Here is a 20,545-nt window from a genome sequence, read left to right as displayed (position 1 = left end):
CTCCCCCTGCGGTGGAAAGGCACGCAAGGAGGCCAGGGCACACCCCAGGCACAAGGTCTGAGCGTACCTACCGCACTCTCCCTGGTCAAAACAAATGCCCCGGGGCCGCCCGCGGCCCGATCCGGGCACCCTCAGGTGTGCGGATTCGAATGAACGAATGACTCGCCGTCCGTCTGTTGATACACACGGCAGTGGGAAGAAGTCGCGCAGGGAACCGAGCAGGCACACCGAGCGAAGGGAACGCACCATGGCTTCACCTCTCACCGCCGACGCGCTCGTCAGAGCGCTGCGGAACGAAGGCGTGAAGGTGGTCGAGCACTCCGGCTGGCGCACCAACAACCGGAACAGCAAGGGGGCCTGGGGGCCGGTCCACGGCGTGATGATCCACCACACGGTGACCAGCGGCACGGACGCCACCGTGCGGCTGTGCTTCGACGGCAGGTCGGACCTCCCCGGCCCGCTGTGCCACGGCGTCATCGCCAAGGACGGCACCGTCCACCTGGTCGGCAACGGCCGCGCCAACCACGCGGGCCTGGGCGACGACGACGTGCTGCGCGCGGTGGTCGCGGAGTCCGCGGCGCTGCCGGCGCCGAACGAGAACAACACCGACGGCAACTCGCGTTTCTACGGCTTCGAGTGCGTCAACCTCGGTGACGGCAAGGACCCCTGGCCGGCGGCCCAGCTGGAGGCGATAGAGGCGGCCGCGGCCGCGATCTGCCGTGCCCACCGGTGGAGCGCCCGTTCGGTGATCGGGCACAAGGAGTGGACCAACACCAAGATCGACCCTCGCGGCTTCTCGATGGCCGGCATGCGCGAGCGCATCGCCTCCCGCCTCGGCGCCGCCGCCCCCACGCCTCCGCCGCGGCCCGTGGTGGACCTCTCCCGGCTGGTCGCCGCCGCGAGGAACGACCCCGCCGCCCCGGGCACGCCGGTCAGCTACAGCGGCGTGAAGACCGTGGAGCGGGCCCTGGTGGCCGAGGGGCTCCTGGCCGCGGCCTACGCGGACGGCCACTTCGGCACCCAGACCGTGACCGCGTACGCCGCCTGGCAGCGCCGCTGCGGCTACTCGGGCGCGGACGCGGACGGCATCCCCGGCATGTCCACCCTGCGCCGCCTCGGCGACAAGCACGGGTTCACGGTCCAGCAGTGACCCCCTGACCCCCCGCGCGACGGAGCACGCACCGGGCCCCGCCCACCCCGTGGCCACCCCCCACCCCCGCCACACGGCTTCACTCCCCGCGCCGGCCCCTCGCCCCGAGACCGCTGCGACCCTCTGCGCCCCCTCGCCCCGAGACCGCTGCGACCCTCTGTCGCACTCTCCGGTCCCCGGGTCCCGTCATCCCCGACAGCGCTCCGTGGCCCCGGCCCCGGGCCCTGCACCCGCCGGCACCCCCGTACCGGCGCAGCCCCCGCACCACCGCACGGCCCCGGACACCACCCGCTGCGCTCCCGTCGGCGCTCACGGGACCGTCCTGCCCCGACGCCGTCCCCCGAGCCGCTCCGGCCTCGGCAGCGCTCCACGGCGGCACCGAGCCCCTGCCTCATCGGCGCCCCGAAGCCGCTTCGCCTCTCCCAGCACTCCCCCGGCGCCGTCCCCGGACACACCGCCCAGCGCCTCCGTGCTGCGATCCCGCCCCGCACCACCGGCCCCGGCCTCGACGGGCCCGGTGCTCCTGCAACTCCCGCGCCGCTCCCCTGGCCCTGCCCCCGGCCGTCCTCCGATGCCGCCCGGAACCACCCCGGTACCGCCCCACGGTCCCTCGCGGTGCCCCGCGGTGCCCCACCGCCCCCAGGACCTTCCCCCGGGCTGCGGCCATCCCGACCGCGCGCCACCGGCCCCGCGACTGTCGCCCCGCCGCACGCCACCACCCCGCGGCGGACCCGGCCCCGCCAACGGCACGCCCCGCCCCCGCCCCACCGGGAGACCCGCGCCCCGCTACCGCGTCGAGCCCGCCACCGTCAGCACCCAGAAGAGGCTCCACCCGACCACCCACAACCAGCCCAGCACGATCCCCGCCAGCGCGCAGCCGTCGCCGTCCTGGCCCGTGTTCCGGATCTCCGCCCGCGCGAGGTGCCCGAAGACCACCGCCGGGATGCTGGTGACGCCCCCGGTGACCACGGACAGGATGCCCAGCACCAGCGCGGCGACCGCCTTGCCGTTGGTGCTCGCGGACCGCGCCACCGGCCAGGACACCGGGGCCGGCGGTATCGAGGGGGGCGGTGGCAGGGCGGACACGGGGCCGTGCGGCAGGTCGGAGACCAGGGCGGACAGCTCCCCCTGGGTGCGCGCGGCGTACGCCTGGGCGACCCGCTGCTCGAACTCGGCCTTCACCAGCCGCCCCTCGGCGAAGCCGGCCCGGAGTACGTCGACCGCGCGTTCACGGTCGGCCGTCGAGGCCAGCATCGGGCCTCCGGCTCCGTAGGACCCCCACGGTTGCACGTTCATCTCCCACCACCCTCTCCCTCGGTGGGAGAAACGCCCTCCCTCGCCCGCCCGGTTCCCTCTGCCCCCGTTTTCCCCCGTTCGGCCCCACCCGGGGAACCCCCGCGGCCCGCGGCCCGCCGCCCTCGCGCCGCGTCGGCCCGCGCGCCCCGCCGCCCCGCGGCCCCACTCCCACTCCCCGCCCGGGCACGCCGAAGGGCGGCCACCCCCAGGGGTGACCGCCCTTCCGTTCGCGGGACCTACCCGCTCGCGTGGACCTGCCGCTTACTGGTTGTACGGACCGTAGTCGTAGTCCTCCAGCGGCACCGCCTGGCCGGAGCCGGCGCCGAACGGCGAGTAGTCCATGTCGTCGTAGCCCACCGCCGAGTACATGGCGGCCTTGGCCTCCTCGGTCGGCTCGACCCGGATGTTGCGGTAGCGGGACAGACCCGTACCGGCCGGGATGAGCTTACCGATGATGACGTTCTCCTTGAGGCCGATCAGGGAGTCGGACTTGGCGTTGATCGCCGCGTCCGTCAGGACCCTGGTCGTCTCCTGGAAGGACGCCGCCGACAGCCACGACTCGGTCGCCAGCGAGGCCTTGGTGATACCCATCAGCTGCGGACGGCCGGAGGCCGGGTGGCCGCCTTCCTGGACCACACGACGGTTCTCGGTCTCGAACTTCGAGCGCTCCACCAGCTCGCCCGGCAGCAGCTCCGCGTCGCCGGACTCGATGATCGTCACGCGGCGCAGCATCTGCCGGATGATGATCTCGATGTGCTTGTCGTGGATCGACACGCCCTGCGAGTTGTAGACCTTCTGGACCTCGCCGACCAGGTGGACCTGGACCGCGCGCTGGCCGAGGATGCGCAGCACGTCGTGCGGGTTGGTCGCACCCATGGTGAGCTGCTGACCGACCTGGACGTGGTCGCCCTCGCCCACCAGGACCTTGGCGCGCTTGGAGATGGGGTAGGCCATCTCGTCGCTGCCGTCGTCCGGGGTGACGACGATCTTCTTGGTCTTCTCGGTCTCCTCGATCCGCACGCGGCCGGCGGCCTCGGAGATCGGGGCGACACCCTTCGGGGTACGGGCCTCGAAGAGCTCGACGACACGCGGCAGACCCTGGGTGATGTCGTCACCGGCCACACCACCGGTGTGGAAGGTACGCATCGTCAGCTGGGTACCGGGCTCACCGATGGACTGGGCGGCGATGATGCCGACCGCCTCACCGATGTCGACCAGCTTGCCGGTGGCCAGCGAACGGCCGTAGCACATGGCGCAGGTACCGACGGCGGACTCGCAGGTCAGGACCGAGCGGGTCTTGACCTCCTCGACGCCCGCCTTGACCAGCTGGTCGATGAGCACGTCACCGAGGTCGACGCCCGCCGGGGCGAGCACCTTGCCGTCGACGACGACGTCCTCGGCGAGGCAGCGTGCGTAGACCGAGGTCTCCACGTTGCCGACCTTGGCGAAGACGCCCGCCTCGTCGCGCTCGGCGATCTTCAGCTTGAGGCCGCGCTCGGTGCCGCAGTCCTCCTCGCGGATGATCACGTCCTGCGAGACGTCCACCAGACGACGGGTCAGGTAACCCGAGTCGGCGGTACGCAGGGCGGTGTCCGCGAGACCCTTACGGGCGCCGTGGGTGGAGATGAAGTACTCCAGCACGGACAGGCCCTCACGGAAGGACGCCTTGATGGGACGCGGGATCGTCTCGTTCTTGGCGTTCGACACCAGACCACGCATACCGGCGATCTGACGCATCTGCATCATGTTTCCTCGGGCGCCCGAGTTCACCATCATGGAGACCGGGTTGACCTTCGGGAAGTTGTCGTTCATGGCCTCGGCGACCTTGTTGGTCGCCTCGGTCCAGATGCCGATGAGCTCGTTGGTGCGCTCTTCCTTGGTGATCAGACCGCGCTCGTACTGCTTCTGGACCTTCTCGTCCTTGGCCTCGTACGACTGGACGATCTCCTTCTTCGCGTCCGGGACGACGATGTCGGAGATGGCCACGGTGACACCCGAGCGGGTCGCCCAGAAGAAGCCGGACGACTTCAGGTTGTCGAGCGTCGCCGCCACGATCACCTTGGGGTAGCGCTCGGCGAGGTCGTTGACGATCTCGGAGAGCTGCTTCTTGCCCACCTCTTCGTCGACGAACGGGTAGTCCTCCGGCAGCAGCTCGTTGAAGAGCGCGCGGCCGAGGGTCGTCCGCAGACGGAACGAGTCACCCTGCTGCCACTCGGCGGCGTCCTCGTCGTCGGCCGGCGGGGTCCAGCCGCGGGGCGGCATGGTGCCGACCGGGAAGCGGATGTCCACCTCGGCCTGGAGCGAGAGCTCACCGGCGTCGAAGGCCATGATCGCCTCGGCGACGGACGCGAAGGAGCGGCCCTCGCCCTTGGGGCTGCGGCCCTCGGCGTCGGTGGTGAGGAAGAACAGACCGAGGACCATGTCCTGGGTCGGCATCGTCACCGGACGGCCGTCGGCCGGCTTCAGGATGTTGTTCGAGGAGAGCATCAGGATGCGCGCCTCGGCCTGCGCCTCCGCGGAGAGCGGCAGGTGGACGGCCATCTGGTCACCGTCGAAGTCCGCGTTGAACGCGGTGCAGACGAGCGGGTGGATCTGGATGGCCTTGCCCTCGACCAGCTGCGGCTCGAAGGCCTGGATGCCCAGGCGGTGCAGGGTGGGCGCACGGTTCAGCAGAACCGGGTGCTCGGCGATGACCTCTTCGAGGACGTCGTACACGACCGTGCGGCCGCGCTCGACCATCCGCTTGGCGCTCTTGATGTTCTGCGCGTGGTTCAGGTCGACCAGGCGCTTCATCACGAACGGCTTGAAGAGCTCCAGCGCCATCGCCTTCGGCAGACCGCACTGGTGCAGCTTGAGCTGCGGACCGACGACGATCACGGAACGCGCGGAGTAGTCCACGCGCTTGCCGAGGAGGTTCTGGCGGAAGCGGCCCTGCTTGCCCTTGAGCATGTCGCTCAGGGACTTCAGCGGACGGTTGCCCGGACCGGTGACCGGCCGGCCACGACGGCCGTTGTCGAACAGCGCGTCCACGGCCTCCTGGAGCATGCGCTTCTCGTTGTTCACGATGATCTCGGGCGCGCCGAGGTCGAGAAGCCGCTTCAGGCGGTTGTTGCGGTTGATGACGCGGCGGTACAGGTCGTTCAGGTCGGAGGTCGCGAAGCGGCCACCGTCCAGCTGCACCATCGGACGCAGGTCCGGCGGGATGACCGGCACGCAGTCGAGCACCATGCCCTTGGGGCTGTTGCTGGTCTGCAGGAACGCGGAGACGACCTTGAGGCGCTTGAGCGCACGGGTCTTCTTCTGGCCCTTGCCGGTGCGGATGATCTCGCGGAGCTTCTCGGCCTCCTCCTCGAGGTCGAAGGACTCCAGCCGCTTCTGCAGCGCGGCGGCGCCCATCGAGCCGTCGAAGTACGTGCCGAAGCGGTCACGCAGCTCGCGGTAGAGCATCTCGTCGCCCTCGAGGTCCTGGACCTTGAGGTTCTTGAAGCGGTTCCACACCTCGTCGAGGCGGTCGATCTCGCGCTGGGCGCGGTCGCGGAGCTGCTTCATCTCGCGCTCGGCACCGTCACGCACCTTGCGGCGCACGTCGGCCTTGGCGCCCTCGGCCTCGAGCTCGGCCAGGTCGTTCTCGAGCTTCTTGGCGCGGGCCTCGAGGTCCGCGTCGCGGCGGTTCTCGATCTGCTGGCGCTCGACGGAGACGTGGGCCTCCAGCGAGGGCAGGTCACGCTGACGACGCTCCTCGTCCACGTACGTGATCATGTACGCGGCGAAGTAGATGACCTTCTCGAGGTCCTTCGGGGCGAGGTCGAGCAGGTAGCCCAGACGCGACGGGACGCCCTTGAAGTACCAGATGTGGGTGACGGGGGCGGCGAGCTCGATGTGGCCCATCCGCTCACGGCGCACCTTGGCGCGGGTCACCTCGACGCCGCAGCGCTCACAGATGATGCCCTTGAAGCGGACGCGCTTGTACTTGCCGCAGTAGCACTCCCAGTCCCGGGTGGGACCGAAGATCTTCTCGCAGAAGAGCCCGTCCTTTTCCGGCTTGAGGGTGCGGTAGTTGATGGTCTCGGGCTTCTTGACCTCGCCGTGGCTCCACTGACGGATGTCGTCAGCGGTCGCCAGACCGATCCGGAGCTCGTCGAAGAAGTTGACGTCGAGCACTATGCGTCAATCCCTCTCAGGGTTGTAAGTCTGTGGTCTGAAACGGGGGTCGCGGGATCGGCGGGGGCCGGCCTCAACGGCAGGCCCCCCACCGGACTCCCGTCAGACCTCTTCGACGCTGCTCGGCTCGCGCCGGGACAGGTCGATGCCGAGCTCCTCCGCAGCGCGGAAGACGTCCTCGTCGGTGTCACGCATCTCGATGGACATACCGTCGCTGGACAGCACCTCCACGTTGAGGCACAGGGACTGCATCTCCTTGATGAGCACCTTGAAGGACTCGGGGATGCCGGGCTCAGGGATGTTCTCGCCCTTGACGATGGCCTCGTAGACCTTCACGCGGCCGGTCACGTCGTCGGACTTGATGGTCAGCAGCTCCTGGAGGGCGTACGCGGCGCCGTAAGCCTCCAGCGCCCACACCTCCATCTCGCCGAAGCGCTGGCCACCGAACTGGGCCTTACCACCCAGCGGCTGCTGGGTGATCATGGAGTACGGGCCGGTCGAGCGGGCGTGCAGCTTGTCGTCGACCAGGTGGTGCAGCTTGAGGATGTACATGTACCCGACCGAGATCGGGTCCGGGAACGGCTCGCCGGAGCGGCCGTCGAACAGCCTCGCCTTGCCGGACGGCAGGACCATGCGGTTGCCGTCGCGGTTCGGGATGGTGTGCTGCAGCAGGCCGGCGAGCTCGTCCTCACGGGCGCCGTCGAAGACCGGGGTCGCGACGTTGGTGCCGGGCTGGACCGCGTCGGCGCCGATCGCCTGGAGGCGGCGGGCCCACTCGTCGGCCAGGCCGGAGACGTCCCAGCCGCGGCTGGCGAGCCAGCCGAGGTGGATCTCCAGCACCTGTCCCGGGTTCATTCGGGACGGCACACCCAGCGGGTTGAGGATGATGTCGACCGGGGTGCCGTCCTCCAGGAACGGCATGTCCTCGATCGGCAGGATCTTCGAGATGACGCCCTTGTTGCCGTGGCGGCCGGCGAGCTTGTCACCGTCGGTGATCTTGCGCTTCTGCGCGACGTAGACGCGGACCAGCTGGTTCACGCCCGGCGGCAGCTCGTCGCCCTCCTCGCGGTCGAAGACGCGCACGCCGATGACCTTGCCGGTCTCACCGTGCGGCACCTTCAGCGAGGTGTCGCGGACCTCACGGGCCTTCTCACCGAAGATCGCGCGCAGCAGGCGCTCCTCCGGGGTCAGCTCGGTCTCACCCTTGGGCGTGACCTTGCCGACCAGGATGTCGCCGGCGATGACCTCGGCGCCGATGCGGATGATGCCGCGCTCGTCGAGGTCGGCCAGGACCTCCTCGGAGACGTTCGGGATGTCCCGAGTGATCTCCTCGGGGCCCAGCTTGGTGTCACGGGCGTCGACCTCGTGCTCCTCGATGTGGATCGAGGAGAGGACGTCGTCCTGCACGAGGCGCTGCGACAGGATGATCGCGTCCTCGTAGTTGTGACCCTCCCACGGCATGAACGCCACGAGCAGGTTCTTGCCGAGGGCCATCTCGCCGTTCTCGGTGGCCGGGCCGTCGGCGAGGACCTGACCGGTGATGATCCGGTCGCCCTCGTTGACGATGACCTTCTGGTTGACCGAGGTGCCCTGGTTGGAGCGGGAGAACTTGGCCAGGCGGTACGTGATGTACGTGCCGTCGTCGTTGGCGGTGGTGATGTAGTCCGCGGAGACCTCCTGGACCACACCGTCCTTCTCGGCCTTGACCACGTCGCCGGCGTCGACCGCGGAGCGGTACTCCATGCCGGTGCCGACCAGCGGGGCCTCGCTCTTGATGAGCGGCACGGCCTGGCGCATCATGTTCGCGCCCATGAGGGCACGGTTGGCGTCGTCGTGCTCGAGGAACGGGATCATGGCGGTCGCGACCGACACCATCTGGCGCGGCGAGACGTCCATGTAGTCCACGTCCTCGGGGCCGACGTAGTCGACCTCGCCGCCCTTGCGGCGGACCAGCACGCGGCTCTCGGCGAAGCGGAGCTCGTCGGTCAGCGGCGCGTTGGCCTGCGCGATGACGAAGCGGTCCTCCTCGTCGGCGGTCAGGTAGTCGACGTCGTCGGTGACCTGGCCGTCGATGACCTTGCGGTACGGGGTCTCGACGAAGCCGAACGCGTTGACGCGGCCGTAGGAGGCGAGCGAGCCGATCAGACCGATGTTCGGGCCTTCGGGCGTCTCGATCGGGCACATGCGGCCGTAGTGCGACGGGTGCACGTCACGGACCTCGAAGCCGGCCCGCTCACGGGACAGACCGCCGGGGCCCAGCGCCGACAGACGGCGCTTGTGGGTCAGACCCGACAGCGGGTTGTTCTGGTCCATGAACTGCGACAGCTGGCTGGTGCCGAAGAACTCCTTGATGGAGGCGACGACCGGCCGGATGTTGATCAGGGTCTGCGGCGTGATCGCCTCGACGTCCTGGGTGGTCATGCGCTCGCGCACGACGCGCTCCATACGGGCGAGACCCGTACGGACCTGGTTCTGGATCAGCTCGCCGACGTTGCGCAGGCGGCGGTTGCCGAAGTGGTCGATGTCGTCGGTCTCGACGACCACGGTCGAGCCGTTGTCCCCGACCGTCTCGGTCTCGCCGGCGTGCAGCTTCACCAGGTACTTGATCGTCGCGATGATGTCCTCGACGGTCAGGATCCCGGCGTCCAGCGGGGTGTCCGTGCCCAGCTTCTTGTTGACCTTGTAGCGGCCGACCTTGGCCAGGTCGTAGCGCTTGGGGTTGAAGTAGAGGTTCTCGAGCAGCGTCTGCGCGGCCTCACGCGTCGGGGGCTCGCCCGGACGCAGCTTGCGGTAGATGTCCAGCAGCGCGTCGTCCTGGCCCTGGGTGTGGTCCTTCTCCAGGGTGGCGCGGATGGACTCGTAGTCGCCGAACTCCTCGAGGATCTGCTCGGTGGTGTAGCCGAGCGCCTTGAGCAGCACGGTGACCGACTGCTTGCGCTTGCGGTCGATGCGGACACCGACCATGTCGCGCTTGTCGATCTCCATCTCCAGCCAGGCGCCCCGGGAGGGGATGATCTTGGCGGAGAAGATGTCCTTGTCGGACGTCTTGTCGATCGAGGAGTCGAAGTAGACGCCCGGCGAACGGACCAGCTGCGAGACCACGACACGCTCGGTGCCGTTGATCACGAAGGTGCCCTTGTTGGTCATGAGCGGGAAGTCGCCCATGAAGACCGTCTGGGACTTGATCTCGCCGGTCTCGTTGTTGGTGAACTCGGCGGTGACGAAGAGCGGAGCCGCGTACGTGAAGTCGCGCTCCTTGCACTCCTCGATGGAGTTCTTCGGGGGCTCGAAACGGTGGTCGCGGAAGGTCAGCGACATCGACCCGGAGAAGTCCTCGATCGGGGAGATCTCCTCGAAGATCTCCTCCAGACCGGACTTGGTGGGGACGTCCTGACCTGACTCCAGAGCCGCCTCGACGCGAGCCTTCCACGCGTCGTTGCCGAGCAGCCAGTCGAAGCTCTCGGTTTGCAGCGCCAGAAGGTTCGGAACCTCGAGGGGCTCCTTGATCTTTGCAAAGGAGATGCGCAGCGGGGCGGTGCTGGCACCGTTGTTCGTATTCGCGGTCGAGGCAGTGCGCGAGGCGGCCAAGAGGGGGTCCTTCCGAGGGCTCGGACTCACTACGCGCGTACCGGCCCCCCGCAGAGGGGAGGAAGGGAGGACGAAATCCCAGGTCGGGACGGTCCGGCCTTCCTGGCTCGAGCGAGGGCAGACCCCTGGTGACGGGCAGGGGGCAGCTAACAGGCAGCGCAAAGGGTCAGTGTAGCCACATGGCTCACTGATGTCCAGTGCGGGTATGCGTGAACCCCACGAATGCCGCTGACCCTCGCTGTTCTCGACACCTTGTCTTGTCACCGTCTCGACGGCGCCTCGGGCGGGAGCGATACCCCCTGCCGTCAACGCACGGTGATACTGCCCTCTTCGCCGCCGATCCATGCCTCGGATACGGATCGTGTCGCGGCGCGAACTGAGAATCGCGCGCCACGTGCGGTTCGTCAAGAGCTCCCCGCTGTCCGGCTGTTCCCCGGCGGCGCGCTGCCACGGCCACCGGAAAGCACTGCGTGCGGGACTCCCCGGGCACGGCGAAGATCACCATACCCCGAGCCACCGACACCGCAAGGAGCCCGCCGGAGGGCCCGGGAAACGCCGAAGAGCGACCACCCACTTGGGTGATCGCTCTCCGGTGCGTCAGCGTTACAGCCGGCTTACGCGGCGGCTGTCACGACCGCAGGATCCGTGCGGACCCGCAGAGGTCTTACTTGACCTCGACGGAGGCGCCGGCGCCCTTGAGGGCCTCGGCAGCCTTGTCCGCGGCCTCCTTGTTGACCTTCTCGAGGACGGGCTTCGGGGTGCCGTCCACCAGGTCCTTGGCCTCCTTCAGGCCGAGGGAGGTGAGCTCGCGCACGACCTTGATGACCTGGATCTTCTTCTCGCCGGCGCCGGTGAGGATGACGTCGAACTCGTCCTTCTCCTCGGCGGCCTCGGCGGCACCACCGGCGGCGGCGCCACCGGCGACCATGACCGGGGCGGCAGCGGCGGCGGTGACGTCGAACTTGTCCTCGAAGGCCTTCACGAACTCGGAGAGCTCGATGAGGGTCATCTCCTCGAACTGGGCAAGCAGCTCGTCCTGGGTGAGCTTCGCCATGATGGCGGTCCTTCCACTCGATCGGCGGGTGCCGGATGTACTGGGTGAGGCGGGCGTACGTTGGGCCCGCTGTTGATCCCCGACGCGCTCAGGCGGCGGCGATCAGAAAGCGAGCCGAATTACTCGGCACCGCCCTGCTCGTCCTGCTTGGCGCGAAGCGCGTCCACGGTGCGGACGAGCTTCGACGGGAGCGCCTGGAAGACAGAGGCAGCCTGGGACTGCTTGCCCTTCATGGCACCCGCCAGCTTGGAGAGCAGAACCTCGCGGGACTCGAGGTCCGCAAGCTTCTTGATCTCGTCGGCGGACAGCGCCTTGCCGTCAAGGACACCGCCCTTGATGACGAGATTCGGGTTCTCCTTGGCGAAGTCACGGAGACCCTTCGCCGACTCCACCGGGTCACCGGTGACGAAGGCGACCGCCGTCGGACCGTTGAACAGGTCGTCGAGCGAGGAGATCCCGGCCTCGTTGGCCGCAATCTTGGTCAGCGTGTTCTTCACCACGGCGTACTGGGCGTTCTCACCGAGCGAACGGCGCAGCTGCTTGAGCTGGGCCACGGTGAGACCGCGGTACTCGGTCAGCACGGCGGCGTTGGAGCTGCGGAACGCGTCCACGAGCTCGGCAACCGCGGCAGCCTTGTCGGGCCTCGCCATAGAGCCTCGGCCTCCTTCCGGGTGATTCGGACCGCGCGGACCCGAAGGAGGACTGGGAAAAACGAAACGCCCCATGCGCAGGCGCACGGGGCTCAGCTCGACCGGCACGGCTCAGGCCGTTCCGGGAACTCATCCACGGTCACCTACGCGGGTCGCCCGCACTTCAGCGGATCCTTCGGCCACCGCACCCTCATGCGAGCGCACGGCAACGACCAGCGGTCTTTGGCTTCCTCGGAAGGGTACGTGAGGGGGGCGCCCCGGAGCAAATCCGCCCGGGACGTCCCCTCTTCGCACGCGGATCGGGTGCCGTCAGGCGCCCGCGCCGGCCATCATCTCGGCCAGGTCGAAGGTCTCCTCGGCCGGCGGCGGCGTGACCTCGGCCTTGGTGCCGAACTCGGACAGGTCCATCCGGACCTCCATCTCGCCGAGGGAGGAGTCCATGACCACGTCCATCCGGGCCGGCAGGTCGTCCTCCGTCACCCAGACCTCGATCTCGTAGGTACTCACCCCGGCCGTCTCGATGGTGGTCGCCAGCTTCTCGCGCTCGGCCTCGGTGAGGTTGTCGAAGGCCTTGTTGGACTCGATCATCTCCGCGACCGGCACGGTGCCCTTGTAATGCTCGGTCTCCAGACCGTTGACCTTCTCGGCGCCGACGTGCTGGATGTTCGGCGACTCCAGCAGGATGGCCAGCGACTCGGCCGGGTTCTGGTTCATGTTCTCGTTCATGGCGCCGGAGAGGCCGGAGGCGTCGGCCCCGCCCTGCTTCCCGGCGGACTCGGCGAGCTCGGCGAGCTCGGCGAGGTCCATCTTCATCCAGCGCTTGCCGTCCATCTCCGCGGCGGCGGCCTTGCCCATGTCCATGTACATGGCCTGGTCGACCATCAGCATCCGGATCTCCTGCGGCGCCCCCGGCTGCCCGCCGCCGAGCGCCGCGCCGGACATCGTCACGTCCAGCAGGCCCGGGTCCCAGCCCTGGACCCCGCTCATGGTGATCTCGCCGCCCTGGGGGCCCGGGACGGTCATCGTCATCTCGACGTGGGCGGTCTTGACGTCGGAGGTCTTCTCGAACGCGGCGGCCAGCGCGGCCTCCGGGTTGGCTCCCCCCTTCGCCTGGGAGGCGGCGTCCGTCCGGCCGGCCGTCTCCTCGCCCTGGCAGGCGGAGGCGCCGAGCAGCACGGCCGAGACGGCGGCGACGGCGGCCAGCGGGCGACGGGTGCGAAGTGTCATGGGTGATCCCCCCGGGATCGTTGCCGGTATGCGTACGCGACCCGCTGCCGGTGCCCGGCGTGCGGCACCGCCGCGGGTCGTTCTCCACACTAGGCACGGGGTACGACAGCGCGTCCCCCTTTTTCCGGCACTGTTGACGACCGCCGCGTTGCCCGGTCCCGGAAACGGCCTCCGGGCGGCCGGAAACGGCGGTGGCCCCGCCCCCCAGGCGAGGGGGCGGGGCCACCGGAAGAATCCGTCGCGGTGAGCCTCAGGCTCAGACCGCGGCCGGGTCCTCCTCGACGAGGAGGTTCCGCGTACGGTTCGGGTCCAGCGGGATGCCGGGGCCCATCGTCGTGGAGAGCGCGGCCTTCTTGATGTACCGGCCCTTCGCGGCGGACGGCTTCAGACGGAGGATCTCCTCCAGCGCGGCGCCGTAGTTCTCCACCAGCTTGGTGTCGTCGAAGGACGTCTTGCCGATGATGAAGTGCAGGTTCGAGTGCTTGTCGACCCGGAACTCGATCTTGCCGCCCTTGATCTCGGTGACGGCCTTCGCGGTGTCCATGGTGACGGTGCCGGTCTTCGGGTTCGGCATCAGACCACGCGGACCGAGCACGCGGCCGAGGCGGCCGACCTTGCCCATGAGGTCCGGGGTGGCGACGACGGCGTCGAAGTCGAGGCGGCCCTTGGCGACCTCGTCGATGAGCTCGTCGGAGCCGACGATGTCGGCGCCCGCGGCACGCGCGGCCTCGGCACGGTCGCCGGTCGCGAAGACCAGGACCCGGGCGGTCTTACCGGTGCCGTGCGGGAGGTTCACGGTGCCACGGACCATCTGGTCGGCCTTGCGCGGGTCGACACCCAGACGGAAGGCGACCTCGACGGTGCCGTCGAACTTGGTCGTGGAGGTCTCCTTGGCGAGACGGACGGCCTCGAGCGGGGCGTAGAGCTTCTCCCGGTCGACCTTGGCGTCCGCAGCGCGGAGAGACTTGCTGCGCTTGCTCACTTCTGCTCCTGAGTACTGAGAGGAGTCGTGGTGCGGGCCGAGCCGGCCCTTCCACGTCAACTGCTACGGGGTTGGTCAGCCTTCGACGGTGATGCCCATGGAACGGGCGGTGCCGGCGATGATCTTCGCCGCGGCGTCGATGTCGTTGGCGTTGAGGTCGGGCATCTTGGTCGTGGCGATCTCACGGACCTGCGCGTCGGTGATCTTCGCGACCTTGGTCTTGTGCGGCTCGCCGGAGCCCTTCTCGACGCCCGCGGCCTTGAGGATCATCTTCGCGGCCGGCGGAGTCTTGGTCACGAAGGTGAAGGAGCGGTCCTCGTAGACCGTGATCTCCACCGGGATGACCCAGCCACGCTGCGACTCGGTCGCGGCGTTGTAGGCCTTGCAGAACTCCATGATGTTGACGCCGTGCTGGCCCAGCGCGGGGCCGACCGGCGGGGCCGGGTTGGCCGCACCGGCGTTGATCTGGAGCTTGATGAGCCCCGTGACCTTCTTCTTCTTGGGAGGCATGTGCTCTCTCTCCGGGTCTTAGTGAGAGGTTCGAGCCAACCATCCGAATCAGCCGGATGGAGGCATACCGCACCACGATAACGGGTATCCATGTGCGGCTGAAAACCGAGCAGGTCAGACGGCCACCGAAGTGTGCCGTCCGACCTGTTTCGGAAGACTTTGGATCAGTTCTTCTGGATCTGGTCGAAGGACAGCTCGACCGGGGTCTCCCGGCCGAAGATCTCGACCAGGCCCTTGACCTTCTTCGAGTCGGCGTTGATCTCGTTGATCGTCGCCTGCAGCGTGGCGAAGGGGCCGTCGGTGACGGTGACCGAGTCGCCCACCTCGAAGTCCAGGACCTGGACCTCGACCTTGCGCTGCGGGGCCGGCTTGCCCTCGGCCTCGGCGGCCTCGCGGGCGGCCTTGGCCTCGGCCTCCGGGGCGAGCATCTTCACGATCTCGTCCAGCGACAGCGGGTACGGGTCGTAGGCGTTGCCCACGAAGCCGGTGACGCCCGGGGTGTTGCGGACGACGCCCCAGGACTCGTTCGTCAGATCCATGCGGACGAGGACGTAGCCGGGCAGCTTGTTCTGCTTGACCGTCTTCCGCTCGCCGTTCTTGATCTGGACGATCTCTTCCTCGGGGACCTCGGCCTGGTAGATGAACTCCTCGACGTTCAGGGAGACGGCACGCTGCTCGAGGTTGGCCTTCACGCGCTTCTCGTAGCCGGCGTACGTGTGGATCACGTACCAGTCGCCGGGCAGGGTGCGCAGTTCCTCGCGGAGGGCGGCCACCGGGTCCACGACCTCGCCGGCCTCGCCCGCGCTCTCCTCCGACTCGTCGGCGGCGCCCTCGGGCGCCTCCTCGACGTCGGCGTCGGCAGCCTCGACCTCGGCGGAGGTCTCGGTGTCCTCGGTGTCCGCGCCCTCGACGATCTCGAGCTCGTCCTCGACGGCCTCGACCGACTCGCTGGCGTCGTTCAGGTTCGGGTCAGACACGGTGGCTGCTTCTTCCTGGGTACATGGGGGTTGATGCCGTTCCGCCGGCGCCGCCTGCCGGGGGCGCTCCCCGCCGGGCCTCTCGCGGGAGAGACGTCGACGGTCCAACGGAACACTGGGGTTCAGCCTAGCGGACGATTCGTCCCTGTCAGGTGTTCATGAACACCGGGCCGGGACGCGAACAAGGGCGCCGTTTGCACGGCGCCCTGTCTGCTGCGATGCGGTTCCAGGTGCTGCTGGGGGCTATCCGAAGACCCAGCCGGCGGCCTCGTCGAGACCGAAGTCGATCACCGTGACCAGGCCGATCATGATCACCACGAAGATGATGACCACGGTCGTGTAGGTGCTCAGCTGACTGCGGGTGGGCCAGACGACCTTGCGAAGCTCCGCGACGATCTGGCGGTAGAAGAGCGCCAGGCGCTTCAGCGGGCCCTTCTTGGCGCGCTTGCCGCCCTTGCGCGGCTTCTTGTCTTCGTCCTGGGCGTCAGGCATGTCGATGGAGCCCACGGCGTCCGTCACTCGTCCTCACCTGAATCCCGGGTCATGCCGTGCACGAGCCCGGTATGAGCCGCACGGCGGTGCATAGCAGTACTGACATGCGCACACATCCTGGCTAGGTGTGTGTAGCAGGGCCGGAGGGACTTGAACCCCCAACCGCTGGTTTTGGAGACCAGTGCTCTACCAATTGAGCTACGACCCTTTGTGGTGTCCACCAACCTACCGCATGCCATCGGGAGACTCGCAAGCTCCCGACCGGCACGGTCCGTCGGCGTCCAACGAGGTGAGAGTGTACGTGCTCTTGGGCCCGGCGTCGAACATAAAGTTCCGCGACGCCCGCCCACCTCGGTGAGAACTTCCGCCACGGCGTCCGGATGGGCACGCTTGTGCACCCCCTGTTCACTCCGCGAACCGGGATGCCGACGCCGTTTCCTTTCTGAAACCATGGCGGCCATGAGCGCAGCTACCTCTCCGACCGAGCGGCGGGTGTCCGCCCGCATCGGCGCGATCTCCGAGTCCGCGACCCTCGCCGTCGACGCCAAGGCCAAGGCCCTGAAGGCCGCCGGGCGCCCGGTGATCGGCTTCGGCGCCGGCGAGCCGGACTTCCCGACGCCGGACTACATCGTCGAGGCCGCGATCGAAGCCTGCAAGAACCCGAAGTTCCACCGCTACACCCCGGCCGGCGGCCTGCCCGAGCTCAAGGCCGCGATCGCCGCCAAGACGCTGCGCGACTCCGGCTACGAGGTCGACCCCTCGCAGGTGCTGGTGACCAACGGCGGCAAGCAGGCCATCTACGAGGCCTTCGCCGCGATCCTCGACCCGGGCGACGAGGTCATCGTCCCGGCCCCGTACTGGACCACCTACCCGGAGTCGATCCGCCTGGCCGGCGGCGTCCCGGTGGAGGTCGTGGCCGACGAGACGACCGGCTACCGGGTCTCGGTCGAGCAGCTCGAGGCCGCCCGGACCGACCGCACCAAGGTCGTCCTGTTCGTCTCGCCCTCCAACCCGACCGGCGCGGTCTACAGCCGTGAGGACGCCGAGGCCATCGGCCGCTGGGCCGTCGAGCACGGCCTGTGGGTGCTGACCGACGAGATCTACGAGCACCTGGTCTACGGCGACGCCTCCTTCACCTCGCTGCCGGCCCTGCTGCCCGAGCTGCGCGACAAGTGCGTCGTGGTCAACGGCGTCGCGAAGACGTACGCGATGACCGGCTGGCGGGTGGGCTGGATCATCGGCCCCAAGGACGTCGTGAAGGCCGCGACCAACCTGCAGTCGCACGCCACCTCCAACGTCTCCAACGTGGCCCAGGCCGCGGCCCTGGCCGCCGTCTCCGGCGACCTGGCCGCCGTGGAGAGGATGCGCGAGGCCTTCGACCGCCGCCGCCGGACCATCGTGCGGATGCTCAACGAGATCGACGGCGTGGTCTGCCCGGAGCCGGAGGGCGCGTTCTACGCCTACCCGTCGGTGAAGGCGCTCATCGGCAAGGAGATCCGCGGCCGCCGTCCGCAGAACTCCGTGGAGCTCGCCGCGCTGATCCTGGAGGAGGTGGAGGTCGCGGTCGTCCCGGGCGAGGCCTTCGGCACCCCCGGTTACCTGCGGCTCTCCTACGCGCTGGGCGACGAGGACCTCGTCGAGGGCGTCAGCCGCATCCAGAAGCTGCTGGCGGAGGCCCAGGACTGAGCCGGCCGGACCCCGTGGGCGGGGCCGGTGCGTGGGGTCACGCACCGGCCCCGCCCCCTTTTCGCCCGGTTTGCCGGACCGATTTTTCGTTCGGGCAAGGTCCCGAAGGAGGAACGGGGTAGGAGAGGGCCATGGGAGTACGGCAGGATCGGGCAATGGAGCGCGTACGTGATCTCACCAAGCTGCCGAAGGCTCATCTGCACCTGCACTTCACCGGTTCGATGCGCCCCCAGACCCTGCTCGAACTGGCGGACAAGCACGGCGTCCGTCTGCCGGACGCGCTGACCGGGGCGGAGCCCCCGCAGCTGCGCGCCACCGACGAGCGGGGCTGGTTCCGCTTCCAGCGGCTCTACGACGCCGCCCGGAACTGCCTCCGTGACGAGGACGACATCCGCCGGCTGGTCCGGGAGGCCGCCGAGGAGGACGTCCGGGACGGCTCGGGGTGGCTGGAGATCCAGGTGGACCCGACCTCCTACGCGCCGCGGCTGGGCGGCCTGATCCCCACCATGGAGATCATCCTGGACGCGGTGGAGGCGGCCTCCCGCGAGACCGGCCTGGGCATCCGCGTGCTGGTGGCGGCGAACCGGATGAAGCACCCCCTGGACGCGCGGACCCTGGCCCGGCTGGCGGTGCGCTACGCGGACCGCGGGGTGGTCGGCTTCGGCCTCTCCAACGACGAACGGCGCGGCCTGGCCCGTGACTTCGACCGGGCCTTCGCGATCGCGCGGGAGGGCGGCCTCCTCGCGGCCCCGCACGGCGGCGAGCTGACCGGCCCGGCCTCGGTGCGGGACTGCCTGGACGACCTGGAGGCCACCCGGATCGGCCACGGCGTGCGGGCGGCGGAGGACCCGCGGCTGCTCCGGCGGCTCGCGGACCGGCAGATCACCTGCGAGGTGTGCCCCTCCTCCAACGTGGCGCTGGGCGTCTACGACAAGCCGGAGGAGGTCCCGCTGCGCACCATGTTCGAGGCGGGGGTGCCGCTGGCGCTGGGCGCGGACGACCCGCTGCTCTTCGGCTCCCGGCTGGCCGCGCAGTACGAGGTCGCCCGGGAGCACCACGGCTTCGACGACGCGGAGCTGGCCGAGCTGGCCCGTCAGTCGGTCCGCGGCTCCGCGGCGCCGCCGGAGGTGCGGTCCCGTCTGCTGGCCGGCATCGACACCTGGCTGACCTCGCCGGCGTGACGGCGGCGGGCCGGAGTGCGCCGGGAAACGGGCCGGGCGCTCAGAGGCCGACGCCCACCATGACCGGCTCGTTGACCAGCGTGACGCCGAACGCCTCGCGGACGCCGGCCACCACCTCGCGGGCCAGGGCGAGCAGGTCCTCGGTGGTGGCCTCGCCGCGGTTGGTGAGGGCCAGGGTGTGCTTGGTGGAGATGCGGGCGGGCCCGGTGCCGTAGCCCTTGGTGAAGCCGGCCTTGTCGATCAGCCAGGCGGCCGAGGTCTTGGTGCGGCCCTCCCCCGCCGGGTAGGCGGGCGGCGTCACGTCGTCGCCCAGCCGTTCGCGGACCCGCTCCAGGAAGAGGGCGAAGGCCTGCTCGTCCAGGATCGGGTTGGTGAAGAAGGAGCCGGCGGACCACGTGTCGTGGTCCTCGGCGTCCAGCACCATGCCCTTGCCGGCCCGCAGCTTCAGCACCGTCTCCCGGGCCCGCTCCAGCGGCACCCGGTCCCCGGCCTCGACGCCCAGGGCCCGCGCGGTCTCGGGGTACTTCACGGGGGCGGACATGCCGCCGGCGTCCTCCAGCTCGAAGCGGACCCGCAGGACGACGTAGCGGTCGGGGTCGGCCTTGAAGCGGCTGTGCCGGTAGGAGAAGGCGCACTCGGCGTTGGACAGGGTGACGGTGCGTCCCTCCGCCCGGTCGTAGGCGATCACCTCGGTGACGGTGGAGGAGACCTCCTGCCCGTAGGCGCCGACGTTCTGGATCGGCGTGGCGCCCGCCGAGCCGGGGATGCCGGACAGGCACTCGATGCCCGCCAGACCGGCCTGGACGGTGCGCGCCACGGCCTCGGACCAGACCTCGCCGGCGGCGAGCTCCAGCCGGGTGCCGTCGAGCGAGAAGCCGCTGGTGGCGATGCGCAGGGCGGTGCCCTCGAAGCCCTTGTCGCCGATGACGAGGTTGGACCCGCCGCCGACGACCAGCAGCGGCGTGCCGGAGGCGTCCGCCTCACGGACGGCCTCGACCACCTCGGCGTCGGTGGTCGCGGTGATCAGCCGGCGGGCCGGGCCTCCGAGGCGGAAGGTGGTCAGCGGGGCGAGCGGGGCGTCATGTCGTTCCTGCACGCGCACCAGCCTACGAGACCCGGCCGCCCGGTTCCCCCTGTGGGCACGGGGGTCCCGGGCGGCCGGGGCGGCCGCGGCGGTCAGCCGAGGCGGCGCAGGACCTCGTCCCAGGCGACCGGCAGGCCGTCGGCGGGGGCCCTCCAGGAGGCGTACCGCTTGTCCTTCATGGTGGCGGCCAGCCGCCGGGCGGCCGGCCCGTGCGGACCGGAGCGGGCGAAGGCGCGCAGCGCCTCGGGCGACTCCCAGGCGGAGACGGTCCAGAACGTCCGCCGCAGCGGAGCGGCGCGCAGGCTCGCCCCGTACGCGCCGGGCGCGGTGGCCACCTGCCGCCGGACGGCGGGGGTGCCGAGGAAGAACCTCAGCGCGCCCCAGCGGGTGCGGGTCTCGAAGCGCGAGGCGAACACGTGCACGTCGGCGCCCTCGGGGGGCGGGGTGGAAACGGTCCACGGCAGGGTGGGCATGACAGGTCTCCCTCTCGTCACGTACGGACACTCG

Annotated in this window: 15 protein-coding genes and 1 tRNA gene; 3 read left to right on the top strand and 13 right to left on the bottom strand. The window is 69.7% G+C overall.

The genetic code is table 11. The features are described from left to right. Positions 1 to 247 precede the first annotated feature (247 nt). Positions 248 to 1,150: an N-acetylmuramoyl-L-alanine amidase gene (locus ABZ836_RS00535; RefSeq protein WP_356128605.1), complete on the top strand. Its 903-nt coding sequence runs from the start codon at positions 248 to 250 to the stop codon at positions 1,148 to 1,150. Between the two features lie 786 nt (positions 1,151 to 1,936). Here the strand turns inward: ABZ836_RS00535 and ABZ836_RS00530 are convergent. The 11 genes from ABZ836_RS00530 to ABZ836_RS00480 all read right to left on the bottom strand — a co-directional run bounded on the left by ABZ836_RS00530 (position 1,937) and on the right by ABZ836_RS00480 (position 16,295). Then, positions 1,937 to 2,446, bottom strand: coding sequence for a DUF1707 and DUF4190 domain-containing protein (locus ABZ836_RS00530; protein WP_356128602.1), 510 nt, complete (start codon positions 2,444 to 2,446; stop codon positions 1,937 to 1,939). A gap of 261 nt (positions 2,447 to 2,707) precedes the next feature. After that, entirely contained in the window at positions 2,708 to 6,607 is a 3,900-nt protein-coding gene (locus ABZ836_RS00525; protein WP_356128599.1) for a DNA-directed RNA polymerase subunit beta', read from the bottom strand. Positions 6,608 to 6,709: 102 nt separating this feature from the next. Next, positions 6,710 to 10,195: a DNA-directed RNA polymerase subunit beta gene (rpoB, locus tag ABZ836_RS00520; protein WP_356128597.1), complete on the bottom strand. Its 3,486-nt coding sequence runs from the start codon at positions 10,193 to 10,195 to the stop codon at positions 6,710 to 6,712. Between the two features lie 664 nt (positions 10,196 to 10,859). Next, positions 10,860 to 11,249, bottom strand: a complete 390-nt coding sequence (gene rplL, locus ABZ836_RS00515; RefSeq protein ID WP_356128594.1) for a 50S ribosomal protein L7/L12 — start codon at positions 11,247 to 11,249, stop codon at positions 10,860 to 10,862. Between the two features lie 119 nt (positions 11,250 to 11,368). After that, positions 11,369 to 11,899, bottom strand: a complete 531-nt coding sequence (gene rplJ / locus ABZ836_RS00510) for a 50S ribosomal protein L10 (RefSeq protein ID WP_356128592.1) — start codon at positions 11,897 to 11,899, stop codon at positions 11,369 to 11,371. Between the two features lie 309 nt (positions 11,900 to 12,208). Continuing rightward, a complete protein-coding gene (locus tag ABZ836_RS00505) occupies positions 12,209 to 13,126 on the bottom strand; it encodes a hypothetical protein (RefSeq protein WP_361138080.1) in 918 nt (305 codons plus the stop codon). A gap of 256 nt (positions 13,127 to 13,382) precedes the next feature. Continuing rightward, a complete protein-coding gene (gene rplA / locus ABZ836_RS00500; protein ID WP_356128586.1) occupies positions 13,383 to 14,108 on the bottom strand; it encodes a 50S ribosomal protein L1 in 726 nt (241 codons plus the stop codon). Between the two features lie 75 nt (positions 14,109 to 14,183). Then, positions 14,184 to 14,618 (bottom strand): 50S ribosomal protein L11, encoded by a 435-nt coding sequence (gene rplK, locus ABZ836_RS00495; protein WP_108954835.1) that lies wholly within the window; start codon positions 14,616 to 14,618, stop codon positions 14,184 to 14,186. A 164-nt stretch (positions 14,619 to 14,782) separates the two neighbouring features. Further along, positions 14,783 to 15,595 (bottom strand): transcription termination/antitermination protein NusG, encoded by an 813-nt coding sequence (gene nusG / locus ABZ836_RS00490; protein WP_361138077.1) that lies wholly within the window; start codon positions 15,593 to 15,595, stop codon positions 14,783 to 14,785. A 243-nt stretch (positions 15,596 to 15,838) separates the two neighbouring features. Continuing rightward, a complete protein-coding gene (gene secE / locus ABZ836_RS00485; protein WP_356128579.1) occupies positions 15,839 to 16,114 on the bottom strand; it encodes a preprotein translocase subunit SecE in 276 nt (91 codons plus the stop codon). A gap of 108 nt (positions 16,115 to 16,222) precedes the next feature. Beyond that, a tRNA-Trp gene (locus tag ABZ836_RS00480) sits at positions 16,223 to 16,295 on the bottom strand. A 251-nt stretch (positions 16,296 to 16,546) separates the two neighbouring features. Between ABZ836_RS00480 and ABZ836_RS00475 the strand changes: the two genes are divergently transcribed. Further along, on the top strand, positions 16,547 to 17,773 hold the full coding sequence (locus tag ABZ836_RS00475; protein ID WP_361138075.1) for a pyridoxal phosphate-dependent aminotransferase: 1,227 nt from the start codon (positions 16,547 to 16,549) through the stop codon (positions 17,771 to 17,773). A 155-nt stretch (positions 17,774 to 17,928) separates the two neighbouring features. Beyond that, positions 17,929 to 18,954 (top strand): adenosine deaminase, encoded by a 1,026-nt coding sequence (locus ABZ836_RS00470; RefSeq protein ID WP_361138073.1) that lies wholly within the window; start codon positions 17,929 to 17,931, stop codon positions 18,952 to 18,954. 40 nt (positions 18,955 to 18,994) lie between these two features. Here the strand turns inward: ABZ836_RS00470 and ABZ836_RS00465 are convergent, their stop codons facing one another. Then, positions 18,995 to 20,050: a UDP-N-acetylmuramate dehydrogenase gene (locus tag ABZ836_RS00465; protein ID WP_361138071.1), complete on the bottom strand. Its 1,056-nt coding sequence runs from the start codon at positions 20,048 to 20,050 to the stop codon at positions 18,995 to 18,997. Positions 20,051 to 20,130: 80 nt separating this feature from the next. Beyond that, on the bottom strand, positions 20,131 to 20,511 hold the full coding sequence (locus tag ABZ836_RS00460; protein ID WP_361138069.1) for a DUF3291 domain-containing protein: 381 nt from the start codon (positions 20,509 to 20,511) through the stop codon (positions 20,131 to 20,133). Positions 20,512 to 20,545 lie beyond the last annotated feature (34 nt).

Source organism: Streptomyces sp. NPDC047130 (assembly GCF_040643475.1).
Lineage (GTDB): Bacteria > Actinomycetota > Actinomycetes > Streptomycetales > Streptomycetaceae > Streptomyces.
Note: the sequence above shows the minus strand (reverse complement) of the source record. Positions and strands in the feature narration are given on the sequence as shown.

Coding starts and splice junctions, on each gene's coding strand:
- ABZ836_RS00470 (WP_361138073.1), top strand. CDS start 17,929: ATGGAGCGCGTACGTGATCTCACCAAGCTGCCGAAGGCTCATCTGCAC.
- rplL (WP_356128594.1), bottom strand. CDS start 11,249: ATGGCGAAGCTCACCCAGGACGAGCTGCTTGCCCAGTTCGAGGAGATG.
- ABZ836_RS00535 (WP_356128605.1), top strand. CDS start 248: ATGGCTTCACCTCTCACCGCCGACGCGCTCGTCAGAGCGCTGCGGAAC.
- ABZ836_RS00505 (WP_361138080.1), bottom strand. CDS start 13,126: ATGACACTTCGCACCCGTCGCCCGCTGGCCGCCGTCGCCGCCGTCTCG.
- rplK (WP_108954835.1), bottom strand. CDS start 14,618: ATGCCTCCCAAGAAGAAGAAGGTCACGGGGCTCATCAAGCTCCAGATC.
- ABZ836_RS00460 (WP_361138069.1), bottom strand. CDS start 20,511: ATGCCCACCCTGCCGTGGACCGTTTCCACCCCGCCCCCCGAGGGCGCC.
- rplJ (WP_356128592.1), bottom strand. CDS start 11,899: ATGGCGAGGCCCGACAAGGCTGCCGCGGTTGCCGAGCTCGTGGACGCG.
- ABZ836_RS00530 (WP_356128602.1), bottom strand. CDS start 2,446: ATGAACGTGCAACCGTGGGGGTCCTACGGAGCCGGAGGCCCGATGCTG.
- ABZ836_RS00475 (WP_361138075.1), top strand. CDS start 16,547: ATGAGCGCAGCTACCTCTCCGACCGAGCGGCGGGTGTCCGCCCGCATC.